Here is a 20,513-nt window from a genome sequence, read left to right as displayed (position 1 = left end):
AATTCTCCCCTTTCGGGTACTCGTGAAGGAGGCAGACGATGACGACATGGACCAGCGACGAACTCAACCGGATCGCGACGACGGACGAGCTGGAAATGGCGCCGCTGCAAGGCGACGGCACACCGCGTACGGCGGTGCCGATCTGGGTCGTCCGTGACGGCGACGACCTCTACGTCCGCTCCTACCGGGGCACCGGCGGCTCCTGGTGGCGCACCGCCCACGGGAGCCACGAGGGCCACATCCGCTCCGGCGGCGTGGACCGGGACGTCACCTTGATCGAGGAGGGCGACCCCGGTGTCAACGACCGGGTCGACAACGCGTACCGCTCCAAGTACGGCCGCTACAGCGGAACCTATGTCGAGCCCATGGTCGCGGACACGGCGCGCGCCACGACGCTGAGGCTCGTGCCCCGGTGACGGCGAGCGAGCGGGTCACCGACGACCGACTTCACCACACCCCGCCATCGCGACACCCCGGCCCCTGAGGCGCCCGAGCACCCGGAGAACCCATGACCACCCTTGCCATCATCGGAGCCGGCCCCGGTCTCGGCGCCGCCGTCGCGCGGCGCTTCGGCCGTGAGGGCTACGACACCGCCCTCATCTCCCGCGACCAGGACCGGCTCGACGCCCTGGCCGCCGGCCTCACCGGCGAGGGCGTGACGGCGCGAGGCTTCGCCGCCGACGTACGCGATCCGAAGGCCCTCACCGCCGCCCTGGACGCCGCGGCCGCGGCCCTGGGGCCGATCGAGGTTCTGCAGTACAGCCCGGTGCCGCAGAGGGAATTCATGCTGCCGGTCCTGGACACCACCGCCGACGACCTCGTGGGCCCGATGGAGTTCTCCGTGTACGGCCCCGTCACCGCCGTACGGCAGGTGCTCCCCGGTATGCGCGCCCTGGGCCGGGGCACGGTGCTCTTCGTCAACGGAGGCACCGCCGTGGTGCCGCACCCCGAGCGCGCGGGCACCTCCATCGCCTTCGCCGCCGAGAGCGCGTACGGCCGGCTGCTGCACGACACCCTCGCCGCCGAGGGCGTCCACGTGGCGCAACTGATCATCCCGGGCGCGATCGTTCCCGGACACGAGAAGAAGGATCCGGCCGTGCTGGCGGACACCCTGTGGACCCTGCACCAGGATCGGCACGGCTTCCGGCACTTCGCCGACGATCTGGAGTCCTGACCCGGTCCGGGGGAGGTGTCCCGTGAGCTGTGCGGGGCGGCCCGGTGGCCGCCCCGCGCGGTGTCTCAGGAGAAGGTGCCGGGCCCGACGTGGTCGGGGTCGGGACCGCCGCGTGCTCCGGTGTCGAGCGCGTCGATGGCGGCCACCTCGTGGGGGGTGAGGGAGAAGTCGAAGATCGCGATGTTCTCCGCGATGCGGTGTGGTTTGACGGACTTCGGGATCGCGCACAGGTCGTGCTCGACCTGCCAGCGGAGGATGATCTGGGCCGGGGATTTGCCGTATTTCTCGGCGAGGCCGGTGATGGTGGGTTCCTTGAGCGGGTCCCTGACCTTGTCCGGGCTCTCGCCCCCGTAGCGGTTCACGCCGCCGATGGGCGACCAGGACTGGGTGAGGATGCCCTGGCGGACGTCGAAGGCGCGCAGCTCGGGCTGGCTGAAGAACGGATGCAGTTCGACCTGGTTCACCGCGGGCACGACGTCGGTGCGCGCCATGAGATCGGTCAGGTGTGCGGGAGTGTGGTTGCACACGCCGATGGCCCGCACTCGGCCGTCGGCGAGCAGCTTCTCGGCCGCCTTGTACGAGGCCACCGTGGTGTCGAACGCGGACGGGGCCGGCCAGTGCAGCAGATACAGGTCGAGCTGGTCCAGGCCCAGTTTGGTGAGGCTGGTGTCGAAGGCGCGGAGGGTGGCGTCGTAGCCGTAGTCGGTCATCCACACCTTGGTGATGACGAAGATGTCCTCGCGGCCGATGCCCGAGCGGGCGATGCCCTCACCGACCTCCTTCTCGTTGCCGTAGGCGGCCGCGGTGTCGATGAGGCGGTAGCCGTTCTCGATCGCGGTCGTCACCGCGGGGATGGTCTCGTCGGGCGGGCTCTGGTAGACGCCGAGGCCCAGAGTGGGCATCCGCACGCCGTTGTTCAGGGTCAGAAGGGGGGCTGGTCCATTCATACGGGATCCTTGTGTGTGTCGGAGACCGGCGGGCCCGCCCGGTGCCGTGCCCCGGCATGGGTTAAAGCCCGCTCGTACTGCGACAGGGGTTCCCGATGACGGGCCGTGTGCTCGCTCCGTACCCCGAACGTCACCACGTTGGCGCGATCAGGGCGCTGTGCCCGGCCCCGGAGGCCGCCGCCCCGGCGCCGAATGACAAGGGATCACGGTGAGGGGCTGTTCTCGTCGGCCGTCATGTCCTGCGTGCCGATGACCGAGAGAAGTTCCAGCTGGGCGGCGCCTTCGGTGCCGGGCGGGGCGCTGAACCACAACAGGCGCTGGCGGCCGTCCTCGCTGAACAGGGAGTGGCAGTCCAGCTCGATGACGCCCAGCGCGGGGTGGACGATGCGCTTGTGGTCGGTCCGCCGGAGGGCGACGTCGTGGGTGTCCCAGAGGGTGGCGAACTCCTCGCTGTGGCGTCGGAGCGCGGCCACCATCCGCCGTACCTCGGTGTCGCCGCCACGCCGGGCGGCGACGGCCTGCAGGTCGGCGACGAAGACCCGGGAGTGGTGGGGGTGATCCTCGGGCGGGTAGAGCGCACGGGCGTCCGGATCGGTGAACCAGCGGTGGACGAGGCTCGCCGCGGGCCCGCGGACCGCAGGGGGACGGCCGACCAGCGCGGCGGCCAGCTCGTTCTGCACCAGGGTCTGGTGCAGGTCGGTGATGACCTGGGCGGGGGTGGTGGCCAGCCGGTCCAGCAGGCCGAGCAGGGCCGGCTGGACCTGCGCGGCCGGGCCGTGTGTCACCGGGGGAACGGGGCGGTCGGCGAGGTGGAACAGATGGTCGCGCTCGTCGCCGTTCAGCCGCAGCGCCCGGGCGAGGGCGGTCAGCACCTGGGCCGAGGGCTGAGCGCCGCGTCCGCGCTCCAGCTCGGTGTAGTAGTCCGCGGACAGCCCGGCCAGCTGGGCGACCTCCTCGCGCCGCAACCCGGGCACCCGGCGCCGCGGACCGGTGGGCAGGCCGACGTCGGCCGGGCGGATGCGGTCGCGCCGGGACTTCAGGAACGCGGCGAATTCGGAGTGGTTCACGCCCTCCATGGTCGCCTGTGCCGGTGGGCCGAGCCAGGGGCTGGCAACCCCTGGGTGGGGACAGCCCTGGCTGGCCCGGAGGTTCCGGCCCAGAGTGGAGACACCGACGGGGCGTCGGCGGCGACACCGCCGACGCCCCGGGCCACGGCCACACCATGTGGCATCCGCCAGCCAGCACCTGTTCCAGGAGTCTCCATGTCACCCCAGGCAACCGCGCCCCCGCACCCCACCGACCGGCCCCGCGTCGCCATCGTCACCGGCGGCTCCCGAGGTATCGGCCACGAGGCGGTGAAGCGGCTGGCCGCCGACGGATACGCCGTCGTGGTCGGATACGCGGGCCACCGGGAGCCGGCCGAAGCCGCCGCCCATGACATCGCCGCCGCCGGTGGCCGGGCCGTCGCCGTCCGGGCCGACGTGGCCGACGAGCAGCAGGTGGCCGCGCTCTTCGACACCGCGGAGTCCGAGTACGGCGGGGTCGACGTCGTCGTCCACGCGGCCGGCCGGCTGTACCTGGCCCCCATCGCCGAGCTGGACCTGGCGGAGCTGGACGCGCTGCACCGCACCAACATCCGCGGAACCTTCGTCGTCGCCCAGCAGGCCGCCCGCAGGATCCGCGGCGGCGGGGCGCTCATCACCTTCTCCACGTCCATCGTGGGCCTGGCCCTCCCCGCCTACGGCGCCTACAGCGCCAGCAAGGGAGCGACCGAGGCGCTCACGATGATCCTTGCGCGCGAGCTGCGCGGCCGGGACGTCACCGTCAACACCGTCGCCCCCGGCCCCACCGCCACCGATCTGTTCCTCGAGGGCAAGGACGAGGAGACCATCGCCCGGATGGCGGCCCAGCCCCCGCTGGAGCGCCTCGGCACCCCCACCGACATCGCCGAGGTCGTCGCCTTCCTCGCCTCCCCGGCCGGCCACTGGGTCAACGGCCAGGTCATCCGCGCCAACGGCGGCATCGTCTGACCGCCACGGCGCCCCCGCACGACTGCTTTCCACCCCGTTTCCCCGCCAGGAGAGAGAACGACCATGCCCTTCGCGAACTTCAAGGTCCCCGCCGGATCCCTCGACGAGAAGCAGAAGCAGGAGATCGTCACCCGCACCACCGAGCTGTACGTCGACATCTACGGTGAGCGCGCCCGCCCCAACACCCTCGTCGTGGTCGAGGAGGTCACCGACGGCGGTTGGGGCATCGGCGGCAACGTCCTGACCCTCGCCATGCTCCAGCAGCCGCCCGGCCACTGACGCCACCACACACCCACGGCCCCCGGCGCCGCTCGGCGCCGGGGGCCGTGGGTGCTAGCCCGCGGTGACCGCCGTGGGGCTGAAGGTGACGGGCAGCGATTCCAGGCAGCGGTACCAGAAGGAGTCCACCCACTTCAGCTCCTCGGCCGCGACCGCCAGCGTCAGGTCCGGAACGCGGTCCAGCAGCACCTCGATCGCCGTCTCCGCGATGATCCTGGCCGTCTCGGGGCCGCCCACCGGGCAGCCGTAGTCACCGCCGCTGAAGCTGACATGCGAGTGGTTCCCGCCGTGGCCGACGGGGGTGTCGGGCCACAGCAGCGGATCGGCGTTGGCGGCGGCCAGGCCGAGGACGACGAGGTCGCCGGTGCGGATGCGTCGGCCCCCGAGGGTGGTGTCGCGGGTGGCGTACCGCCCGATGAGGTTCTGCAGCGGGGAGTCCGCCCACAGCACCTCGTTCATGGCCTCGCCGATGCTGCGGCGGTTGCCCGAGAGGGTCATGGCGAAGCGCTCGTCGGTGAGCATCAGCCGCAGGGTGTTGCCGATCCAGTACGAGGTGAGCGGCAGCGCGGCGGCCATCAGCACCATCAGGTCGGCGGTCTGCTGCTCCTCGGTCAGGTCCGGGGTGTTCAGGATGAACTGCGAGGTGAGGTCGGGGCCCGGCGCCTCGCGCTTGGCCTTCACCAGCTCCGCCACGTACGCGGCGACCTGCTGCTTGCCGGCGATGGCTTCCTCGTTGGAGATGAACGAGACGGTCAGCCCTCCCGCCAGGGCCTCCAGCCCGCCCTCGTCGTCGGCCAGGCCGAACAGCTCGGCCGCGGCGAGAGTGGGCACCGAGTAGATGTAGTCGTACACCAGATCCGCCTTGCCGCTCACGGCGAACTTGTCGATCAGCTGGTCGGCGAAGCGCTCGCAGTGCCCGCGCAGCACGAAGGGGTCGACCGTGGCGAGGGCCTCGCTGGCGGCCGTCGCACGCTGCCGGTGCTCCTCCCCCTCCGTGAAGGGCATCATCGGGCTGTACGCCACCCATGGCATGAGCGGCCAGTCCGGCGGCACGCTGTCCCAGCCGTTCCAGCGGCGTGGGTCCCGGCCGAAGGTCTCGACGTCGGACAGCACCTGGCGCGTCTCGCGGTAGCCGAGGACGAACCATGCGTCGATGTCGCCCTCGAGCAGGACGGGGGCGACCTGTCCGCTGTCGTGCCGTATCCGCTGGTAGGTCTCGGCGGGCCGGCGCCGGAAATCCGGCCCGTAGAGCCGTGCGGCGTGGGCGGGGCAGCCCGGGGGTGGTGCCTCCGGTGTGGGGTGCGGGGCCTGCGTGTCCTGGTCGTCCTGGGGGTTCGTCACTGCATTGTCTTCCTCGGGAGCGGCGGATCTGCGGGGCTGCCGGGAGGCTAACGAAGTGATCGCGTCAGGCCAACTTCCCTGCGGTGACGATTCCTCGGCGGAGCCCCGTGGTGCGCCGGGCGAGTCGTGGACGAGATGGGGCGGCGGGCGGTCCGTCGTGCTCCCGTATCCGCTGCGGTGGGCGGTGCATATCGCACTGCGCGGGGCTGCTGTGCATACATGAATGGCCCCTCCATGAATTCAGCCGGATAAATGCGAATGCGGATTCCGGACACTGTGGGAGTGGGGTGGACGTCGCCAAAGAGGCGGTGGTGGGACGTGTCGTGCGTTGACGCGCGTCGACGCGTCGGAATTCCTCGTTCAATGCGGCACAAGACCCATTCCGCTTTTGCCGGGTAGGGCAGCCCAGGAGCCGGGAAGCGATTTTCCGTACCGCCCGGGCTGTAATGCCTGGCCGGATACCGTTCTCGCCGCCCGCAGTCCCTTGCCGCGCGCACTTCACCGCGCGATACGGTGCGGCCGGGATTTCGCCGGGGGCATTCGCTCCCTGTCCCGATCAAAATTTGGGGGGACTGGTGCAGATACGCAAGGTCGTTTTAGCGGCGAGCGGAGTGGTTTTCGCGTTCGCCCTGACGATTCCGGCGGCCGCGTCCGCCGACTCGCACAGCACCGTCACAGGTACCGCGGACACCGCGGTATCCACACACAAGAGTGCGGCGTCCCGCTCATCCGCTGAGTCCGCCGAGAATTACTGGACTCCGCAGCGCATGCGCAGAGCCGTCGAGGCCGACACGCCCGCCGACGCCAAGGCGTCCCGGAAGGCGGCCATCGACGCGGCGGCCAAACCCTCTCAGCTCGCGAAACCGCAGAAGGCGACCACTTCGAAGAAGGCCCGCGGGGTCCGGATCGCGACCTCGATCGTGCAGGGGAAGGTCTTCTTCCACAACCCGACCAACGGCGGCGACTACGCCTGCTCCGCCGCGGCGGTCAACAATCCGACGAAGAACATGGTGTTCACCGCCGGGCACTGCGTCCACGGTGGCGCCGGCGGCACCTGGGCGACCAACTGGGTGTTCGTCCCCGCCTACTACAACGGCTCACGGCCGTACGGAACCTGGTCCGCCAAGACGCTCACCTCGTTCAACGGCTGGATCAACAACAGTGACCTGAACTACGACATCGGCGTGGCCAACGTCTGGGACAACGGCTCCAGCAAGCTGGTCAACACCGTCGGCGGCATGGGGCTCGGCTACAACTACGGGTACGTCAACACCGTGACCGTCTGGGGCTATCCGGCCGCCTTCGGCTATGACGGCGAGGTGCCCTACGTGTGCCAGAACATCGGCACATGGCAGGACGGCTCCCGGGTGCAGAACGGGTGCACCATGGTCGAGGGCGCCAGCGGCGGCCCCTGGCTGCGGGACTACAACGAGACCACGGGCCTGGGGACCGAGATCGGGGTCACCAGCACCCGGACCGATCCGCCCGCCTACATCGACAGCCCCTACTTCGACAACAAGATCCAAACGATCTACAACAACACCGCCAACGGCTGAGCATCACACCGCACTCGGCCGGGGCCCCGCATCCAGGGGTCCCGGCCTCCGGCATCGGGAGAGAACGCCATGCGCCCGCTCACTGCAGCCCTCCTCACCGCGGCGATCGCGGCAACCGGCATCGTCGCGGCCCTCGCCGTCGCCGCCCGGGGCCAGGACACCGGCGATCCCCCCGCCCCGGACACCGCACGGAGCCAACGGGCGGATCCGCCGGACCCCTCGTACTGGACACCGGAGCGGGTGCGCGACGTCCGGCCCGCGCCCATGCCCACCGACCCGCGCGCGGGCGGCGGGCGGCAATCGCCGCCGTAGGTGCGTAGTGTGGCGCGGGTGCGAATAGCTGTGTCCTCCGGTCGGCGTGCCGGTTACCGAAGTTGGCCGGGGCGGATCCTGATCTCGGCGCTGGCGCTGTTGTTCCTCTTCTCCGTCTATCAGGACATGACGGAGCGGATCGTCTTCGACCCGACCTTCGACACGGAGTCCTTCGTCGGGGACTGGGTGCCGGTCTGCTCCGGAGCCCTGGCAGGGGCGATGGCCGTGCTGGCCGCGGTGCGCGATTCCCGATGGGTCCCGCGGGCCGCGCTGGTGGCCTGCGCCGGCACCTTCGTGGCCACGGTGGCCTACCACCTGCTGCCGGTGAACATGGTGACCAGCGAGAGCAGCGGCAGCGAACTCATGGGCCTGCTGGTCCTCCTCGCCGTGGCGGTGCGCCGCTGCACGCCCCGGTGGGCCCCGGTGGTCGTGGCGGCGGTGGGCGTCAGCGTGTTCTCCGTCCCGGTGCTGCGGGACTCGGATCCCGGCGACTTCTCCGACAACACCCTGCTGGTGCTGGCCCTGGCCTTCGTCTGCGGCCTGGTGCTGCGCCTCTACGACGTCCAACAGGAACGCACCGGACAACTGGTCCGGCAGGAGGAACGGCTCGCGCTCGCCCGCGACCTGCACGACACCGTGGCCCATCAGGTGACCGCGATCGTGGTGCAGCTGCAGGCCGTACGCCATGTCACCGGCCGGGGTACCCCCGATCCGGGGATGCTGAACGAGATGCTCGAGGCCGTCGAGTACGCGGGCGGCGAGGCGCTGACGTCGATGCGGCGTCTGGTCGGTTCGATGCGCGGTGACGAGACCCCGAGGCATCCCGAGAACCTCGGCGAGGTGCTGACCCGCATCGTGGACGAGGCACGGGCGACGGGGCTGCCGATCCGGCTGGACCTCGGACGGGACCTGCCGGAGGACGTCCCCACGGAGGTCACCGGCGGGCTGAGCCGCGTCTTGCAGGAGGCCCTGACCAACGCCCAGCGCTATGCGCGCGGAGCGCGGTCGGTGGACGTGTCCGCCCGGGTCGCGGCGCGCCACGCCGAACTGGTCGTCGAGGACGACGGACAAGGCTCCCCGTCCGGACACCGCGGCAGCCTCGGCCGGCTCGGCGGCGGCTTCGGCATCATGGGCATGCGGGAGCGGATCGAGCTGCTCGGCGGCGCCTTCGAAGCGGGGCACCGCCCCGAAGGCGGGTGGCGTGTCCACGCCTCCGTACCGCTGCACCCCGACGAGGCATCACGGAACGCCCGGGCACGCGGGCGGCACGCCGTACGATCCGGATTGCGGCTACGGGAGGGCAGGACGGCATGACCATACGCATCCTGGTCGCGGACGATCAGCACCTGGTGCGGGCCGGGTTCCGCATGGTGCTGTCGGCCGAGTCCGACATGGAGGTGGTGGCCGAGGCCGCCGACGGGGCGTCGGCCCTGTCGCTGGCCCGCGAAAGGAGGCCGGACGTCTGCCTCGTGGATATCCGGATGCCTCCGCCCGACGGTCTGGAGGTCACCCGCCGACTGGCCGGCGGCGGTCATCCCGGAGCGCCGAAAGTGGTCGTGGTCACCACCTTCGACCTCGACGAATATGTCTATACGGCGCTGTCGAACGGAGCCTCGGGCTTCCTCCTCAAGGACGCCGGTCCGGCGCTGCTGACCGAGGCCGTCCGGGCGGCCGTCCGCGGGGACGCCATGGTCGCCCCGCAGATCACCCTCCGTCTGCTGCAGCACTTCACCAAGGCGCGGCGACGCGGCGCATCCGAGCCGGCCGAGCCGCTGACCGACCGCGAGGAGGAGGTCATCCAGGGCATCGCCCGTGGACTGACCAACCCGGAGATCGCCGCCGAGCTGTACATCGCGCCCAGCACCGTCAAGACGCATCTGGGGTCGGTCCAGGCGAAGCTGGGCCTGCGCAACAGGGTCGAGGTCGCGGCCTGGGCCTTCCGCTCGGGGCGTGCCGAATAGCGGTCCGGCCGGAAGAGCGATCCCGCCGGAATAGCGGTCCGGCCGTCCTTGCGGTCGGGCCGGAACGGCGGTCGGGCCGGAACGGCGGTCCCGCGGCGATCTCCCCCGATCGGGGGAGGCGGTGCCGGATGTTCGGGGGATCCGCCGGTGGGTGGTCGAGCGGGAGGCTCATGGACGTCGCCATCAGCGGCGACACCCTCTGCCACGAGGGGCATCCACCGAGCGTCCACCGAGGATCGGCATGCACGCAAACCTGCCCCCTTCCGCCCCGGAGAGCTACGCGGCCCACGCCACCGACCTGACGAAGGTGTACGGCACGGGGGACACCCGTGTGGTGGCCCTCGACACGGTCACGGTCGGTTTCGTCCGGAGCCAGTTCACCGCGATCATGGGTCCGTCCGGGTCGGGGAAGTCCACCCTGATGCACTGCATGGCCGGTCTCGACTCGCTGTCCTTCGGATCGGTCCGCCTCGGCGACACGGAGATCGGCTCCCTGAATGACCGTCAGCTCACCCGGCTGCGCCGCGATCGCATCGGTTTCGTCTTCCAGGCGTTCAACCTGCTGCCCACCCTGAGCGCCGTGGAGAACATCACCCTCCCCATGGACATCGCCGGCCGCAAGCCGGAGCGGGCCTGGCTGGAGAGCATCATCCAGACCGTCGGCCTGGCCGACCGGCTCGACCACCGGCCCGGCCAGCTCTCCGGCGGTCAGCAGCAGCGCGTCGCCGTCGCCCGCGCGCTGGCCGGGCGGCCCGACATCGTCTTCGCCGACGAGCCCACCGGCAACCTGGACTCCCGCAGCGGGGCCGAGATCCTCGAGTTCCTGCGCGGCTCCACGAGCGCGCTGGGCCAGACCGTCGTCATGGTCACCCACGACCCCGTCGCCGCCTCCTACGCGGACCGTGTCGTCTTCCTCGCCGACGGGCGCATCGTCGACGAACTCCGCGCGCCCACCGCCGAGGCCGTCCTGGAGCGCATGGGACGCCTGACGCCCGCGCACCAGGTCTGACGTCCATGCCTCGCGTCTGGCGGCCGCTCGCCACGTCTGACGTACGCCCTGCTCCCGAGCACCCCTCACCCGGCACCCTCCCGGAAGGCCGCCCGTGTTCCGCACCGCCTTGCGCAACGTCCTCGAGCACAAAGCCCGCCTGCTGATGACCATGCTCGCCGTTCTGCTCGGCGTCGCCTTCGTCGTGGGCACCCTCGTCTTCACCGACACCGTCGGCAACGCCTACAAGGAGCGCTCCCTCACCACCCTGCGCAATGTCTCGGTCCAGGCCACCCCGCCGTTCGATGAGAAGACCGGCGAGCCCGGAACCGTGGGGGAGGACACACTGCGGCGTCTGCAACGGCTGCCCGGCGTGGGGTCCGTGACCGGTTCCGTCGAAGGGTTCGCCGCCGTGGCCGCGAAGGACGGCCACCCGCTCGGCGAGGACGACGTGACCATGGCGGGCAACTACTTCCCTCAGGCCGACGGCAAGGACAACCGCCACCCGCTGACCGCCGGACGCGCTCCCACCGGGCCCGACGAGGTGCTGGTGGACACCAGCACCGCCGACCAGGGCGGCTACCAGGTCGGCGACACCGTCCGGCTGGCCGTCGACGGACCGGTGCTGCACAAGAAACTCGTCGGCATCGTCCGCACCGACGACACCTCCGGCTCCGGCGGCACCTCGGTGCTCTTCGACGACGCGACCGCGCAGAAGCTGTTGCTGAAGCCCGGCCAGTACGACGGCGTCTCCCTCGAGGCCGACCGTGGTACCTCCGAGCAGCGGCTCGCGGCCGCGGCGCGCGACCTGCTGCCCGATGACTCCGAGATCAGCACGGGGGCGCAGTTGCGCGAGCAGCAGCGGGCCGAGGCCGCCCAGGGGGCGGATGGGCTCAACCAGGTGCTGCTCGTCTTCGCGGCCATCGCCCTGTTCGTCGGCATCTTCGTCATCGGCAACACCTTCACCATGCTGGTCACCCAGCGTTCGCAGGAGATGGCCCTGATGCGGGCCGTCGGCGCCGAGCGCCGCCAGGTGACCCGCTCCGTCCTCATCGAGGCCGCCCTGCTGGGGCTGTGCGCAGGCGCCGCGGGGTTCCTCCTCGGTATCGGCGTGGCCATGGGCATCCGGCAGCTGTTCGCGTCCACCGGATCCGGCTTCCCCGACGGGCCGTTGGTCGTCGCCCCGGGCACCGTACTGGTCTCGTTCCTGGTGGGCGTCGTCGTCACCATGCTCGCCGCCTATCTGCCCGCCCGCCGCGCCGCCGCCGTGCCTCCCGTGGCCGCCATGTCCGCGCTCCACGCACCCCCGCCGGTCCGCAGCCTCCGCAGGCGCAACGCCATCGGTGTCGCCCTGATCGTGCTCGGTGTGCTCGGCGTGGTGTACACGGCGTCCAGCGGCGAGCAGGGCCGGACCACCGTCCTCTTCCCGGCCGTCCTGCTGCTCATCGGCATCATCGTGGTGACCCCGGCGCTCTCCGGCCCGGCCATCGCCCTGGCCGGCCCCCTCCTGCGCCGCTTCGGTGTCCCGGGCACGCTGGCCCCGCGCAACGCCCGGCGCAACCCCCGGCGCACCGCCTCGACGGCCTCGGCCCTGATGATCGGGCTGTCCATGGTCACCGGCCTCACGGTGGTCGCGGTGTCCGCCACGACATCGCTGCGCCAGCGGGCGGAGAACACCGTCACGGCCGACTTCGAGATCTCGTCGAGGAGCAGCGGTCACCTGCCCGCGTCGGTCCATGACACCCTGGCGAAGTCCACGGCCGTGACCTCCTCGAGCCCGCAGCGCCAGAGCGCCGTCCGGATCGGCGGCGACGAGGTGAACCTGACCGGTGTGGACGCCCGGAGCATCGGCGACCTCCTCGATCCGAGCTTCGTATCGGGGTCGCTCGCGGCACTGGGCGCGGACGGTGGCAAGAACCTGCTGGTCGACACCTCCACGGCCGACATCTACGGATGGACCATGGGACAGCGGGTGCCGGTGGTCTACGGCGACGGCAGCCGGGGCACCCTGCGGATCGGCGGCATCTACCGCGACGACGAATTCCTGCCGGCCACCATGATGCCGCTGGCCACCCTCCAGCCCCATCTGAAGGAGATCGAGGACACCTCGGTCCTGGTGCACACCAAGGACGGTGACGGCGAGACGGTACGTCGGTCCCTGCAGCGCGCCCTCGACCAGAACCCCCTCATCCAGCTGCGGAACACCGACGACCTGGCCGAGTCCGCCGGCGGCGACGCCATCACCCTGCTCCTCAACATCCTGTACGGGCTGCTGGCCATGGCCGTGGTGATCGCCGTCCTGGGAGTCGTCAACACCCTCGCGATGTCCGTGTTCGAGCGCACCCGTGAGATCGGGATGCTGCGCGCGGTGGGGCTCCAGCCCGAGCAGACCAAGCGGATGATCCACCTGGAGTCCGTCCTCATCTCGCTGTTCGGGGCCCTGCTGGGCATCGGCGCGGGCATCTTCCTCGGCTGGGCCGCGGGCAGGCTCGCCTCCGACAGCATCCAGGGGTACGAGATGGTCATCCCCTGGGGCCGCATCGCCGTGGCCCTCGCGGGCGCCGCACTCGTCGGCGTGGTGGCGGGACTCTGGCCCGCCCGCCGGGCGGCCCGGCTGAACGTCCTCACGGCCCTCAAGGCGGACTGAGGCGCGCGCGGGACGGCTTGGACCCGGGCGGCGGTCGGACTCGTTCCACCGCCGCCACGCGTGCCACCCGGCGCATTCCCCCGAGCGCTCCGGTGTTGCCCGCCCGAGCGCTCCGGGGGCGCCCGCCCGAGCGCTCAGGGGTTGCCGTAGGCGGCCACCATGATGTTCCGCGCCACCTCGTTCATCTCCTGGCCCTTGGCGTCCGTGGAGTTGACGCTGTAGACCAGGGTGCGCGAGCCGTCGCGGGTGGAGGCGATGGCGGTGTTGTAGCCCCAGCGGCCGCCCGACTTTCCCCACACCTCACGGCCGCCCAGCTTCTTCATCGAGAGGCCGGCCGAGTACGAGGCCGGGTCGCCGGTCTTGAAATCCGCCACCTTCGGCAGGGTGAACATCTCCCGCAGCAGCGGGCCGCCCACCACCCGCCCCCGGAACAGGGCCTTGGTGAACCGCTCCAGGTCCGCCGTGGTCGAGATGATGTCACCGGCGGCCCAGCCGTCCGTCGGCCCCCACACCGACACATCGCGCAGACCGGTCGTGCCGTCGTCCAGCCGCATCGTCTGGTAGCCGTGGTTGTGCGGGCCGAGGATGCGCGGATCGGCCCCCGGGAGATAGGTGTCGCGCAGCCCCAGCGGCATCAGGATCCGGCGGGTCACCTGGTGTTCGTACGAGTCGCCCGAGATCCGCTCGATGATCAGAGCGGCGATGGTGTAGCCGATGTTCAGATAGTGCTGCTTCTCGCCCGGTCGGAACTCGCGGTTCTTCGCTGTCGCCGAGCGGACCATGTCCTCGGGGTCATGGATCCGGAAGCGGTCGGCGTACGACTCCTCGACCGTGTCCGCGGGGAAGTCAGGGGCCGGGACGCCGTGCGTGTGATTGAGCAACTGCCGGACGGTGACCTTCCCGTACGACGCCGGGATCAGCTCCGGCAGATACGAACGAGCGCTGCGGTCCAGGTCGAGCGTGCCCTCGGCGGCCAGTTGCAGGGCGACCGCGGCCGTGAAGACCTTGGTCACGGAACCGGCGCGGAAGCGGGCCGCCGGATCGGCCGGGCGGTTGGTCTTCAGATCGTGCACGCCCGAACTGCCTCTCCAGACGCCCTCGGAGCCACCGACCCGTACCAGCGCGGCCGTCGCGTCGCTCGTCGGCAGGCCCGCGATGGCGGCTTCCAGCGCCGGAATCCCGGACCGCGTGGGGACCGCCGCGGACGAGGTGGCCGCGAGGGCCGGCGGCACCGCCGGGCCCGCCACGACGCCCAGGACGAGCGCCGCGGCCAGCAGTGTGCGTCTGGTGCTCTGCATGGTCAACTCCAGTGATAGGGGCGCGATATGAGCGCCGTATGAGCCGTTGCTCCCGATGGCTCCATCCTGGTGACCGGCGGTCTGTCGCGGATCGCCCGCGCGAGCCTGTTCCGGGTGTCAGTTCCTCGCCGACGCGGGGGAGGAACCGGGCCGGGACGCTCCCCCGGGCGGGGGATCCCCGGCCGTGATCAGGCCCGTCTCGTACGCGCAGATCACCGCCTGGATCCGGTCCCGCAGCCCCAGCTTGGCGAGCACATTGCCGACATGCGTCTTGACCGTGTGATCGCTGACCACCAGCTCCGCCGCGATCTCGGCGTTCGACAGGCCGCGCGCGAGCAGCAGCAGTGTCTCCCGCTCCCGTGCGGTCAGCATGTCCAGACGGGGATCGGGCCGCCGTGGCCGGACGGTCGCCCGGGTGTACTGCTCCACCAGACGCCGGGCCACCGACGGCGCGAGCAGCGAGTCGCCCCGCGCCACCACCCGTACCGCGTGCACCAGATCGTCCCTGCGCACATCCTTCAGCAGGAAGCCGCTCGCGCCCGCGTGCAGCGCTTCGTACACATACTCGTCGGAGTCGAAGGTCGTCAGCATCACCGTCCGGCAGGCGCCGCCCGCGCCGATCTCGCGGCATGCCTCGATACCGTCCATACGCGGCATCCGGATGTCGAGCAGCGCCACATCGGGCGCGTGCCGCCGCACCGACTCGACTGCTTCGGCCCCGTCACCCGCCTCCGCGACCACCTCGATGTCCGGCTGGGCGTCAAGGATCATGGAGAAGCCGCTGCGCACCAGCTCCTGGTCGTCGGCCACCACCACCCGGATCGTCAACGCGCCACCTCCGCCGTGGAGGGTACGGGGAGGCGGACCCGTACCTCGAAGCCCCGGCCGTCCGGGCCCGGCCCGGTGACCGCCGTACCGCCGTGCGCCGCGGCCCGCTCGCGGACCCCGATCAGACCGTGGCCGCCGCCGGAACCGGACTGCGGTCCGCGCCCGTCGTCCAGCACCCGGATGTCCAAGGCGCCCTCACCATACGTGAGTTGAACGGAGACGGTACGGGCTCCCGCGTGCTTGACCACGTTGGTCAGTGCCTCCTGGACGATCCGGAACACGGTCGCCCCGGTGGCGTCCGGCAGCGGCCGCACGGCCCCCGCCGACTCGTACGCCACATCGAGGCCACTCGCCCGTACCCGGTCGAGAAGACCGGACAGACCGGCCAGACCCGGCTGCGGCTCCCGCGGGGCGGGGCCCGGCTCGTCGCCCGTGCGCAGCACTCCCAGCATCCGGCGTAGCTGGACCATCGCCTCCCGGCCCGTCGTGGAGATGGCGTCGAAGGCGGCCTCGGCCCGCTCCGGAGCCGTCCGCACCGCAACCGGACCGGCCTCCGCCTGCACGATCATCAGGCTCACCGCATGGGAGAGGATGTCGTGCATCTCCCGTGCGATCCTGGCCCGTTCGCGGGCGGCGGCCCGCTCCGCCTCGATCCGGTTCGCCCGCTGCCGGGCATCGGTCAGCCGACCGAAGACATAGGCCGCCGCGAACACGAAGAGGGAGAAGGTGAGCTCGCGCGCCGTCCGGGTGTTCAGCCACACCGAAACCGGCACGGCAACCGCCATCAGACCCCCGGTGACCAGCCGCTTCCACGGCGGTGAGAGGACGGCGACCGTATAGACGATGACGAGCCCGGTGTACGGCAGCGGCTGCCCGGGGCCCTCCACGGCCAGCTTGTACAGCGCGCTCGTCGCGATGATGGCGATCAGCACGGCGAGGGGAGCGCGCCGACGCCAGATCAGGGGGACGACGGTGAGCGTGGTCAGCCCGTAGGCGGGCCAGGTCGCCGGCTCCAGATCGGGTGACCGCGGCACCACGAACGGCATCGTCATGGCCGCCTGGACCAGGAGCGCGATCCCCAGGTCAACGGCCTGGGGATGGGCTGCTCCCAGCGCCCGGCCCCGCTCCCACCACCCCCGCACAAGACAAGATGGTATCCGTTATGCCGCCTCCAGCAGGAGGCGCGCGGCCTCTTTCGCCCGGTGTGCGGGTTCGGCGCTGCCGGAGATGGCCGCGGTGGTGATGGCGCCTTCGGCGAGGAGGCCCAAGTGCTCGGCCAGCCAAGCCGGTTTGCCCGCGGCCGCCGTCAGCTCGGCGAGGTACCCGAAGAACGCCTCCTTATGGGCGCGTGCCGTCTCGGCCACGGGCGAGGAGGTGGCGCCGAGTTCCCCGAAGGAGTTGCTGAAGGCGCACCCCCGGAAGTCCGGCTCGCCGAACCACTCGTGGAGCCAGTCGAAGACCGCGAGGACGCTTTCCTCGGGGGTGTCCTGGGCATCGGCGTACGCGGCCAGCCTCTGGCGCCAGCGGATGTCGCGCCGCCGCAGATACGCCTGTATGAGCTCTCCTTTGGACGGGAAGAGCTGGTAGAGCCGTTTGAGGGAGACGCCGGAGGCGGAGCGGATCTCGTCCATGCCCACCGCCTGGAGCCCCCGTCCGTAGAACAGGGTCTCGGCCGCGTCGAGGATCCGGAGCTCCGCGGTCTCAGGACTGATCATTTCGCCGTTCTCCTGGTGCCGGTCGGTCAGAGGCCGAGGTCGCTCAGCCCGGGGTGGTCGTCGGGGCGGCGTCCGAGCGGCCAGTGGTAGCGACGCTCCGACTCCTTGATGGGGAGGTCGTTGATGCACGCGTAGCGCAGGCGCATCAGACCGGCGTCGTCGAATTCCCAGTTCTCGTTGCCGTAGGAGCGGAACCAGTTGCCGGAGTCGTCGTGGCATTCGTAGGCGAAGCGCACGGCGATGCGGTTGCCGTCGAAGGCCCACAGCTCCTTGATGAGCCGGTAGTCCAGCTCGCGCGCCCATTTGCGGGTGAGGAAGGCGATGATCTCGTCGCGCCCGGTGACGAACTCCGCGCGGTTCCGCCAGCGGGAGTCGACGGTGTAGGCCAGGGCGACCTTCTCCGGGTCGCGGGAGTTCCAGCCGTCTTCCGCCAGACGGACCTTCTGGATGGCGGTCTCCCGGGTGAACGGGGGGAACGGAGGGCGTGGAGCGTCGGTCACAGCGTCTCCTTATGGGCGGTGGAGCGGGGTGGGGGAGGGGAGAACGAGCATTCTCCCCTTTCGGGTACGAGCGTAGGAGAACGATGGTTCTCGCGCAAGGACCGGCCCGCGGCCGTCCTGGTGGCGGGGGTGGTGAGCACGGCCTATCGGGGCGGTGGGTACCGTGCGAGCGGAATGACCGTGCTCGACGACAAGGCAGGGGACCGGGCGTGTTGATCGATGATCTGCGGCAGGAGCTGCCGGACGGCCGGATGGTCGAGGACCCCGGCGTCGCCGCCGGTTTCGTCCACGACGAGGCGGAGTGGGCGCCGTACGGCACGCCCCTCGTGGTGGTGCGGCCACGTACGGCGCTGGAAGTGCGTTCCGTGGTGCGGGCCTGTGTACGGCACGGCGTTCCGCTGGTCACCCGGGGTGCGGGCACCGGTCTCTCCGGTGGCGCCAACGCCGTCGAGGGCTGTGTGGTGCTCTCCACCGAGGCCATGGACACCATCCACGAGATTGACCCCGTGGAGCGCCTCGCGGTCGTCGGACCCGGTGTGGTCAACGACGATCTGCGGGCCGCCTGCGCCGAGCAGGGCCTCTGGTACCCGCCGGACCCGGCGAGCGCGCCCTGGTCCACCATCGGCGGCAATGTGGCGACCAACGCGGGCGGGCTGTGCTGTGTGAAGTACGGCGTCACCCGCGACTATGTGCTCGGCCTGGAGATGGTGACCGGCACCGGTGAGCTCGTGCGGCTCGGCCGCAGGACCGCCAAGGGGGTTGCCGGGTACGACCTGGCGGGGCTCATGGTCGGCTCCGAAGGCACCCTGGGAGTGATCACCGAGATCACGGTGCGGCTGCGACCGCGGCGTGAGGCCGAGCGCACGGTCGCCGGATACTTCTCCTCGGTCGTGGCGGCGGGACGCGCGGTCGCCGCGATCGGGGCCGCGGGCCTCACCCCGTCCGCGCTGGAGCTGATCGACCGGCACTGCCTGGCGGCGGTCGACAAGTGGAAGAACATGGGCCTGTCCGTCGACGCGGACGTGGTGCTCCTCGGCCGTACGGACGCCCCGGGCCCGGCCGGTGCGCAGGAGGCCGAGCGCATGCTCGCCTGTTTCGAGGAGGCGGGCGCGACCTGGGCGGCGCAGTCCACGGACCAGGAAGAGGCCGACGCGCTGTTCTCGGCCAGGCGGCTCGCCTATCCGGCGCTGGAGCGGCTGGGCCCGGTGCTCACCGAGGACGTCTGCGTGCCCAAGGCCGCCGTACCGGAGATGCTGGCGCGGATCGAGCGCGCCGCCACCCGCCATGACACGCTCATCGCCAACATCGCCCACGCCGGTGACGGCAACCTCCACCCGCTGCTGATCACCCAGCCCGGCGACACGGCGGCCCGGGAGCGGGCCCAGGCCGCCTTCCACGACATCATCGCGGATGCCATCGACCTCGGCGGCACGGTCACCGGTGAACACGGGGTGGGTCTGCTGAAGCGGGACGGTCTGGAGCGGGAGCTCACACCGGCCGTTCTGGAGATGCACCGTGCCGTCAAGGCGGCGCTCGACCCGCACGGGATTCTCAACCCGGGCAAGGTCATCGCAGCCGGCTGAGCGCGCGGCGGGCGGGCGACGTCACTCCAGCCCGCCTCACTCCACTCCGCCTCACTCCAGTCCGCCACGCTTCACGAGCTGAGCCGCGATCACATTGCGCTGGATCTCATTGGTGCCCTCACCGACGATCATCAGGGGCGCGTCGCGGAAGTAGCGCTCCACGTCGAACTCGGTGGAATAGCCGTAACCACCGTGGATGCGGACGGCGTTGAGCGCGATCTCCATGGCGGTCTCGGAGGCGAAGAGCTTCGCCATGCCCGCCTCCATGTCCACGCGCCGCCCCGCGTCGGCCTCCCGCGCGGCGTACAGGGTGAGCTGGCGGGCCGCGGTCAGCGAGGTGGCCATGTCGGCGAGGTAGTTGCCGATCGACTGGTGTTGCCAGATCGGCTTGCCGAACGACTCGCGTTCCTGGGCGTAGGCCAGCGCGTCCTCCAGCGCCGCCCGCCCGACGCCGAGCGCACGGGAGGCGACCTGCAGCCGGCCGGTCTCCAGCCCCTTCATCATCTGGGCGAACCCCTTGCCCTCCACACCGCCCAGGACGGCGTCGGCCGGGGCACGGTAGCCGTCGAACGACAACTCGCAGCTCTCGACGCCTTTGTAGCCGAGCTTGGGCAGATCGCGGGAGACCGTCAGACCGGGCCCGTGCTCGACCAGCAGGATGGAGATGCCCTGGTGCGCGGGGGTGGCGTCGGGGTCGGTCTTGCAGAGCAGGGCGATCAGCCGGGAGCGGCGGGAGTTGGTGATCCAGGTCTTGGAGCCGTCCACCACATAGTCGTCCGTGTCCTTACGGGCGACCGTGCGCATCGCCTGGAGGTCGGAGCCGCCGCCCGGTTCGGTCAGCGCCATGGTGGCCCGGATCTCGCCGGTGGCCATCTTCGGCAGATAGCGGCGCTTCTGTTCCTCGGTGCCGAAGCGCAGCAGGAGGGTGGCGACCACGGTGTGGCCGCCCATCGCACCGGCCAGGCTCATCCAGCCACGGGCCAGTTCCTCGGTGATCAGGACATAGCACGGGGTGGAGACGGGGGTGCCGCCGTACTCCTCCGGGATGGCGAGCCCGAAGACACCGAGCCGTTTCATCTGCTCGATCAGGGCCTCGGGGTAGGTGTTGGTGTGCTCCAGCTCCTGGACGACCGGTTTGACGTCGTTGTCCACGAAGTCGCGCACCGTCCTGACGATGAACCGCTCGTCCTCGGACACGATGTCGAGGGTGCTCATGCTCTGACGCTCCTGCGAGACGGGAAGACGGGGGAGGCGGGGGAGGCGGGGTTGGCTTCCGAGCTGAGTGTCATCATGGACACTCATGGACGGGCCAGTGAAATAGCAATACGTGATACGTCCATGCCGGGCGCGGATG

20 protein-coding genes are annotated in these 20,513 nt (G+C 70.9%); 11 read left to right on the top strand and 9 right to left on the bottom strand.

Annotation, left to right across the window (positions count from 1 at the left end; all coding sequences use genetic code 11):
* The first annotated feature begins 38 nt into the window (after window positions 1-38).
* Both J5X86_RS26090 and J5X86_RS26085 read left to right on the top strand, forming a co-directional pair.
* On the top strand, window positions 39-416 hold the full coding sequence (locus J5X86_RS26090; RefSeq protein ID WP_014058483.1) for a DUF2255 family protein: 378 nt from the start codon (window positions 39-41) through the stop codon (window positions 414-416).
* Between the two features lie 92 nt (window positions 417-508).
* Window positions 509-1,174, top strand: a complete 666-nt coding sequence (locus J5X86_RS26085) for an SDR family NAD(P)-dependent oxidoreductase (RefSeq protein WP_208519158.1) — start codon at window positions 509-511, stop codon at window positions 1,172-1,174.
* 65 nt (window positions 1,175-1,239) lie between these two features.
* Here the strand turns inward: J5X86_RS26085 and J5X86_RS26080 are convergent, their stop codons facing one another.
* The gene (locus J5X86_RS26080) at window positions 1,240-2,121 is read right to left on the bottom strand and encodes an aldo/keto reductase (RefSeq protein WP_208519157.1); all 882 of its coding nucleotides are present in this window, start codon (window positions 2,119-2,121) and stop codon (window positions 1,240-1,242) included.
* Between the two features lie 203 nt (window positions 2,122-2,324).
* On the bottom strand, window positions 2,325-3,188 hold the full coding sequence (locus J5X86_RS26075; protein ID WP_308124718.1) for a helix-turn-helix transcriptional regulator: 864 nt from the start codon (window positions 3,186-3,188) through the stop codon (window positions 2,325-2,327).
* A 195-nt stretch (window positions 3,189-3,383) separates the two neighbouring features.
* Here J5X86_RS26075 and J5X86_RS26070 point away from each other — a divergent pair, with 195 nt between their 5' ends.
* Together J5X86_RS26070 and J5X86_RS26065 are read left to right on the top strand one after the other, a co-directional pair.
* The gene (locus tag J5X86_RS26070; RefSeq protein WP_208519155.1) at window positions 3,384-4,151 is read left to right on the top strand and encodes an SDR family oxidoreductase; all 768 of its coding nucleotides are present in this window, start codon (window positions 3,384-3,386) and stop codon (window positions 4,149-4,151) included.
* A 63-nt stretch (window positions 4,152-4,214) separates the two neighbouring features.
* Entirely contained in the window at window positions 4,215-4,430 is a 216-nt protein-coding gene (locus tag J5X86_RS26065) for a tautomerase family protein (protein WP_208519154.1), read from the top strand.
* Between the two features lie 54 nt (window positions 4,431-4,484).
* On the opposite strand, the gene J5X86_RS26060 is transcribed toward J5X86_RS26065, so the two are convergent.
* Window positions 4,485-5,771, bottom strand: coding sequence for a cytochrome P450 (locus J5X86_RS26060; RefSeq protein ID WP_208519153.1), 1,287 nt, complete (start codon window positions 5,769-5,771; stop codon window positions 4,485-4,487).
* 767 nt (window positions 5,772-6,538) lie between these two features.
* Between J5X86_RS26060 and J5X86_RS26055 the strand changes: the two genes are divergently transcribed.
* From J5X86_RS26055 to J5X86_RS26030, 6 genes are all read left to right on the top strand, one after another.
* Entirely contained in the window at window positions 6,539-7,327 is a 789-nt protein-coding gene (locus J5X86_RS26055; RefSeq protein WP_208519152.1) for a serine protease, read from the top strand.
* A gap of 69 nt (window positions 7,328-7,396) precedes the next feature.
* The gene (locus J5X86_RS26050) at window positions 7,397-7,639 is read left to right on the top strand and encodes a hypothetical protein (RefSeq protein ID WP_208519151.1); all 243 of its coding nucleotides are present in this window, start codon (window positions 7,397-7,399) and stop codon (window positions 7,637-7,639) included.
* 18 nt (window positions 7,640-7,657) lie between these two features.
* Entirely contained in the window at window positions 7,658-8,953 is a 1,296-nt protein-coding gene (locus tag J5X86_RS26045) for a histidine kinase (protein WP_208519150.1), read from the top strand.
* A complete protein-coding gene (locus J5X86_RS26040; RefSeq protein ID WP_208519149.1) occupies window positions 8,950-9,600 on the top strand; it encodes a response regulator transcription factor in 651 nt (216 codons plus the stop codon). The genes J5X86_RS26045 and J5X86_RS26040 overlap by 4 nt, the downstream gene beginning before the upstream one ends.
* A 241-nt stretch (window positions 9,601-9,841) precedes the next feature.
* Entirely contained in the window at window positions 9,842-10,609 is a 768-nt protein-coding gene (locus J5X86_RS26035; RefSeq protein WP_208519148.1) for an ABC transporter ATP-binding protein, read from the top strand.
* A 94-nt stretch (window positions 10,610-10,703) separates the two neighbouring features.
* Window positions 10,704-13,235 (top strand): ABC transporter permease, encoded by a 2,532-nt coding sequence (locus J5X86_RS26030; RefSeq protein WP_208519147.1) that lies wholly within the window; start codon window positions 10,704-10,706, stop codon window positions 13,233-13,235.
* Window positions 13,236-13,369: 134 nt separating this feature from the next.
* Here the strand turns inward: J5X86_RS26030 and J5X86_RS26025 are convergent, their stop codons facing one another.
* From J5X86_RS26025 to J5X86_RS26005, 5 genes are all read right to left on the bottom strand, one after another.
* Entirely contained in the window at window positions 13,370-14,533 is a 1,164-nt protein-coding gene (locus J5X86_RS26025; RefSeq protein ID WP_208519146.1) for a serine hydrolase, read from the bottom strand.
* 117 nt (window positions 14,534-14,650) lie between these two features.
* Window positions 14,651-15,361: a response regulator transcription factor gene (locus tag J5X86_RS26020; protein ID WP_208519145.1), complete on the bottom strand. Its 711-nt coding sequence runs from the start codon at window positions 15,359-15,361 to the stop codon at window positions 14,651-14,653.
* Window positions 15,358-16,407 (bottom strand): sensor histidine kinase, encoded by a 1,050-nt coding sequence (locus J5X86_RS26015; RefSeq protein WP_243981471.1) that lies wholly within the window; start codon window positions 16,405-16,407, stop codon window positions 15,358-15,360. Before J5X86_RS26015 ends, J5X86_RS26020 begins: the two co-directional genes overlap by 4 nt.
* A 114-nt stretch (window positions 16,408-16,521) precedes the next feature.
* Entirely contained in the window at window positions 16,522-17,076 is a 555-nt protein-coding gene (locus J5X86_RS26010; RefSeq protein ID WP_208519143.1) for a TetR/AcrR family transcriptional regulator, read from the bottom strand.
* Between the two features lie 26 nt (window positions 17,077-17,102).
* Entirely contained in the window at window positions 17,103-17,576 is a 474-nt protein-coding gene (locus J5X86_RS26005; protein ID WP_208519142.1) for a nuclear transport factor 2 family protein, read from the bottom strand.
* Between the two features lie 251 nt (window positions 17,577-17,827).
* On the opposite strand from J5X86_RS26005, the gene J5X86_RS26000 reads away from it, so the two are divergent.
* Entirely contained in the window at window positions 17,828-19,159 is a 1,332-nt protein-coding gene (locus J5X86_RS26000; protein WP_243981467.1) for an FAD-binding oxidoreductase, read from the top strand.
* 51 nt (window positions 19,160-19,210) lie between these two features.
* Here the strand turns inward: J5X86_RS26000 and J5X86_RS25995 are convergent, their stop codons facing one another.
* Complete coding sequence (locus J5X86_RS25995; protein ID WP_208519140.1) at window positions 19,211-20,374, bottom strand: acyl-CoA dehydrogenase family protein; 1,164 nt, start codon at window positions 20,372-20,374, stop codon at window positions 19,211-19,213.
* Between the last annotated feature and the right edge of the window lie 139 nt (window positions 20,375-20,513).

It is taken from the genome of Streptomyces sp. NEAU-YJ-81 (assembly GCF_017592595.1).
In the GTDB taxonomy this organism is placed as follows: Bacteria; Actinomycetota; Actinomycetes; order Streptomycetales; family Streptomycetaceae; genus Streptomyces; species Streptomyces hygroscopicus_B.
This window is presented reverse-complemented; position numbering and strand designations above follow the sequence as displayed.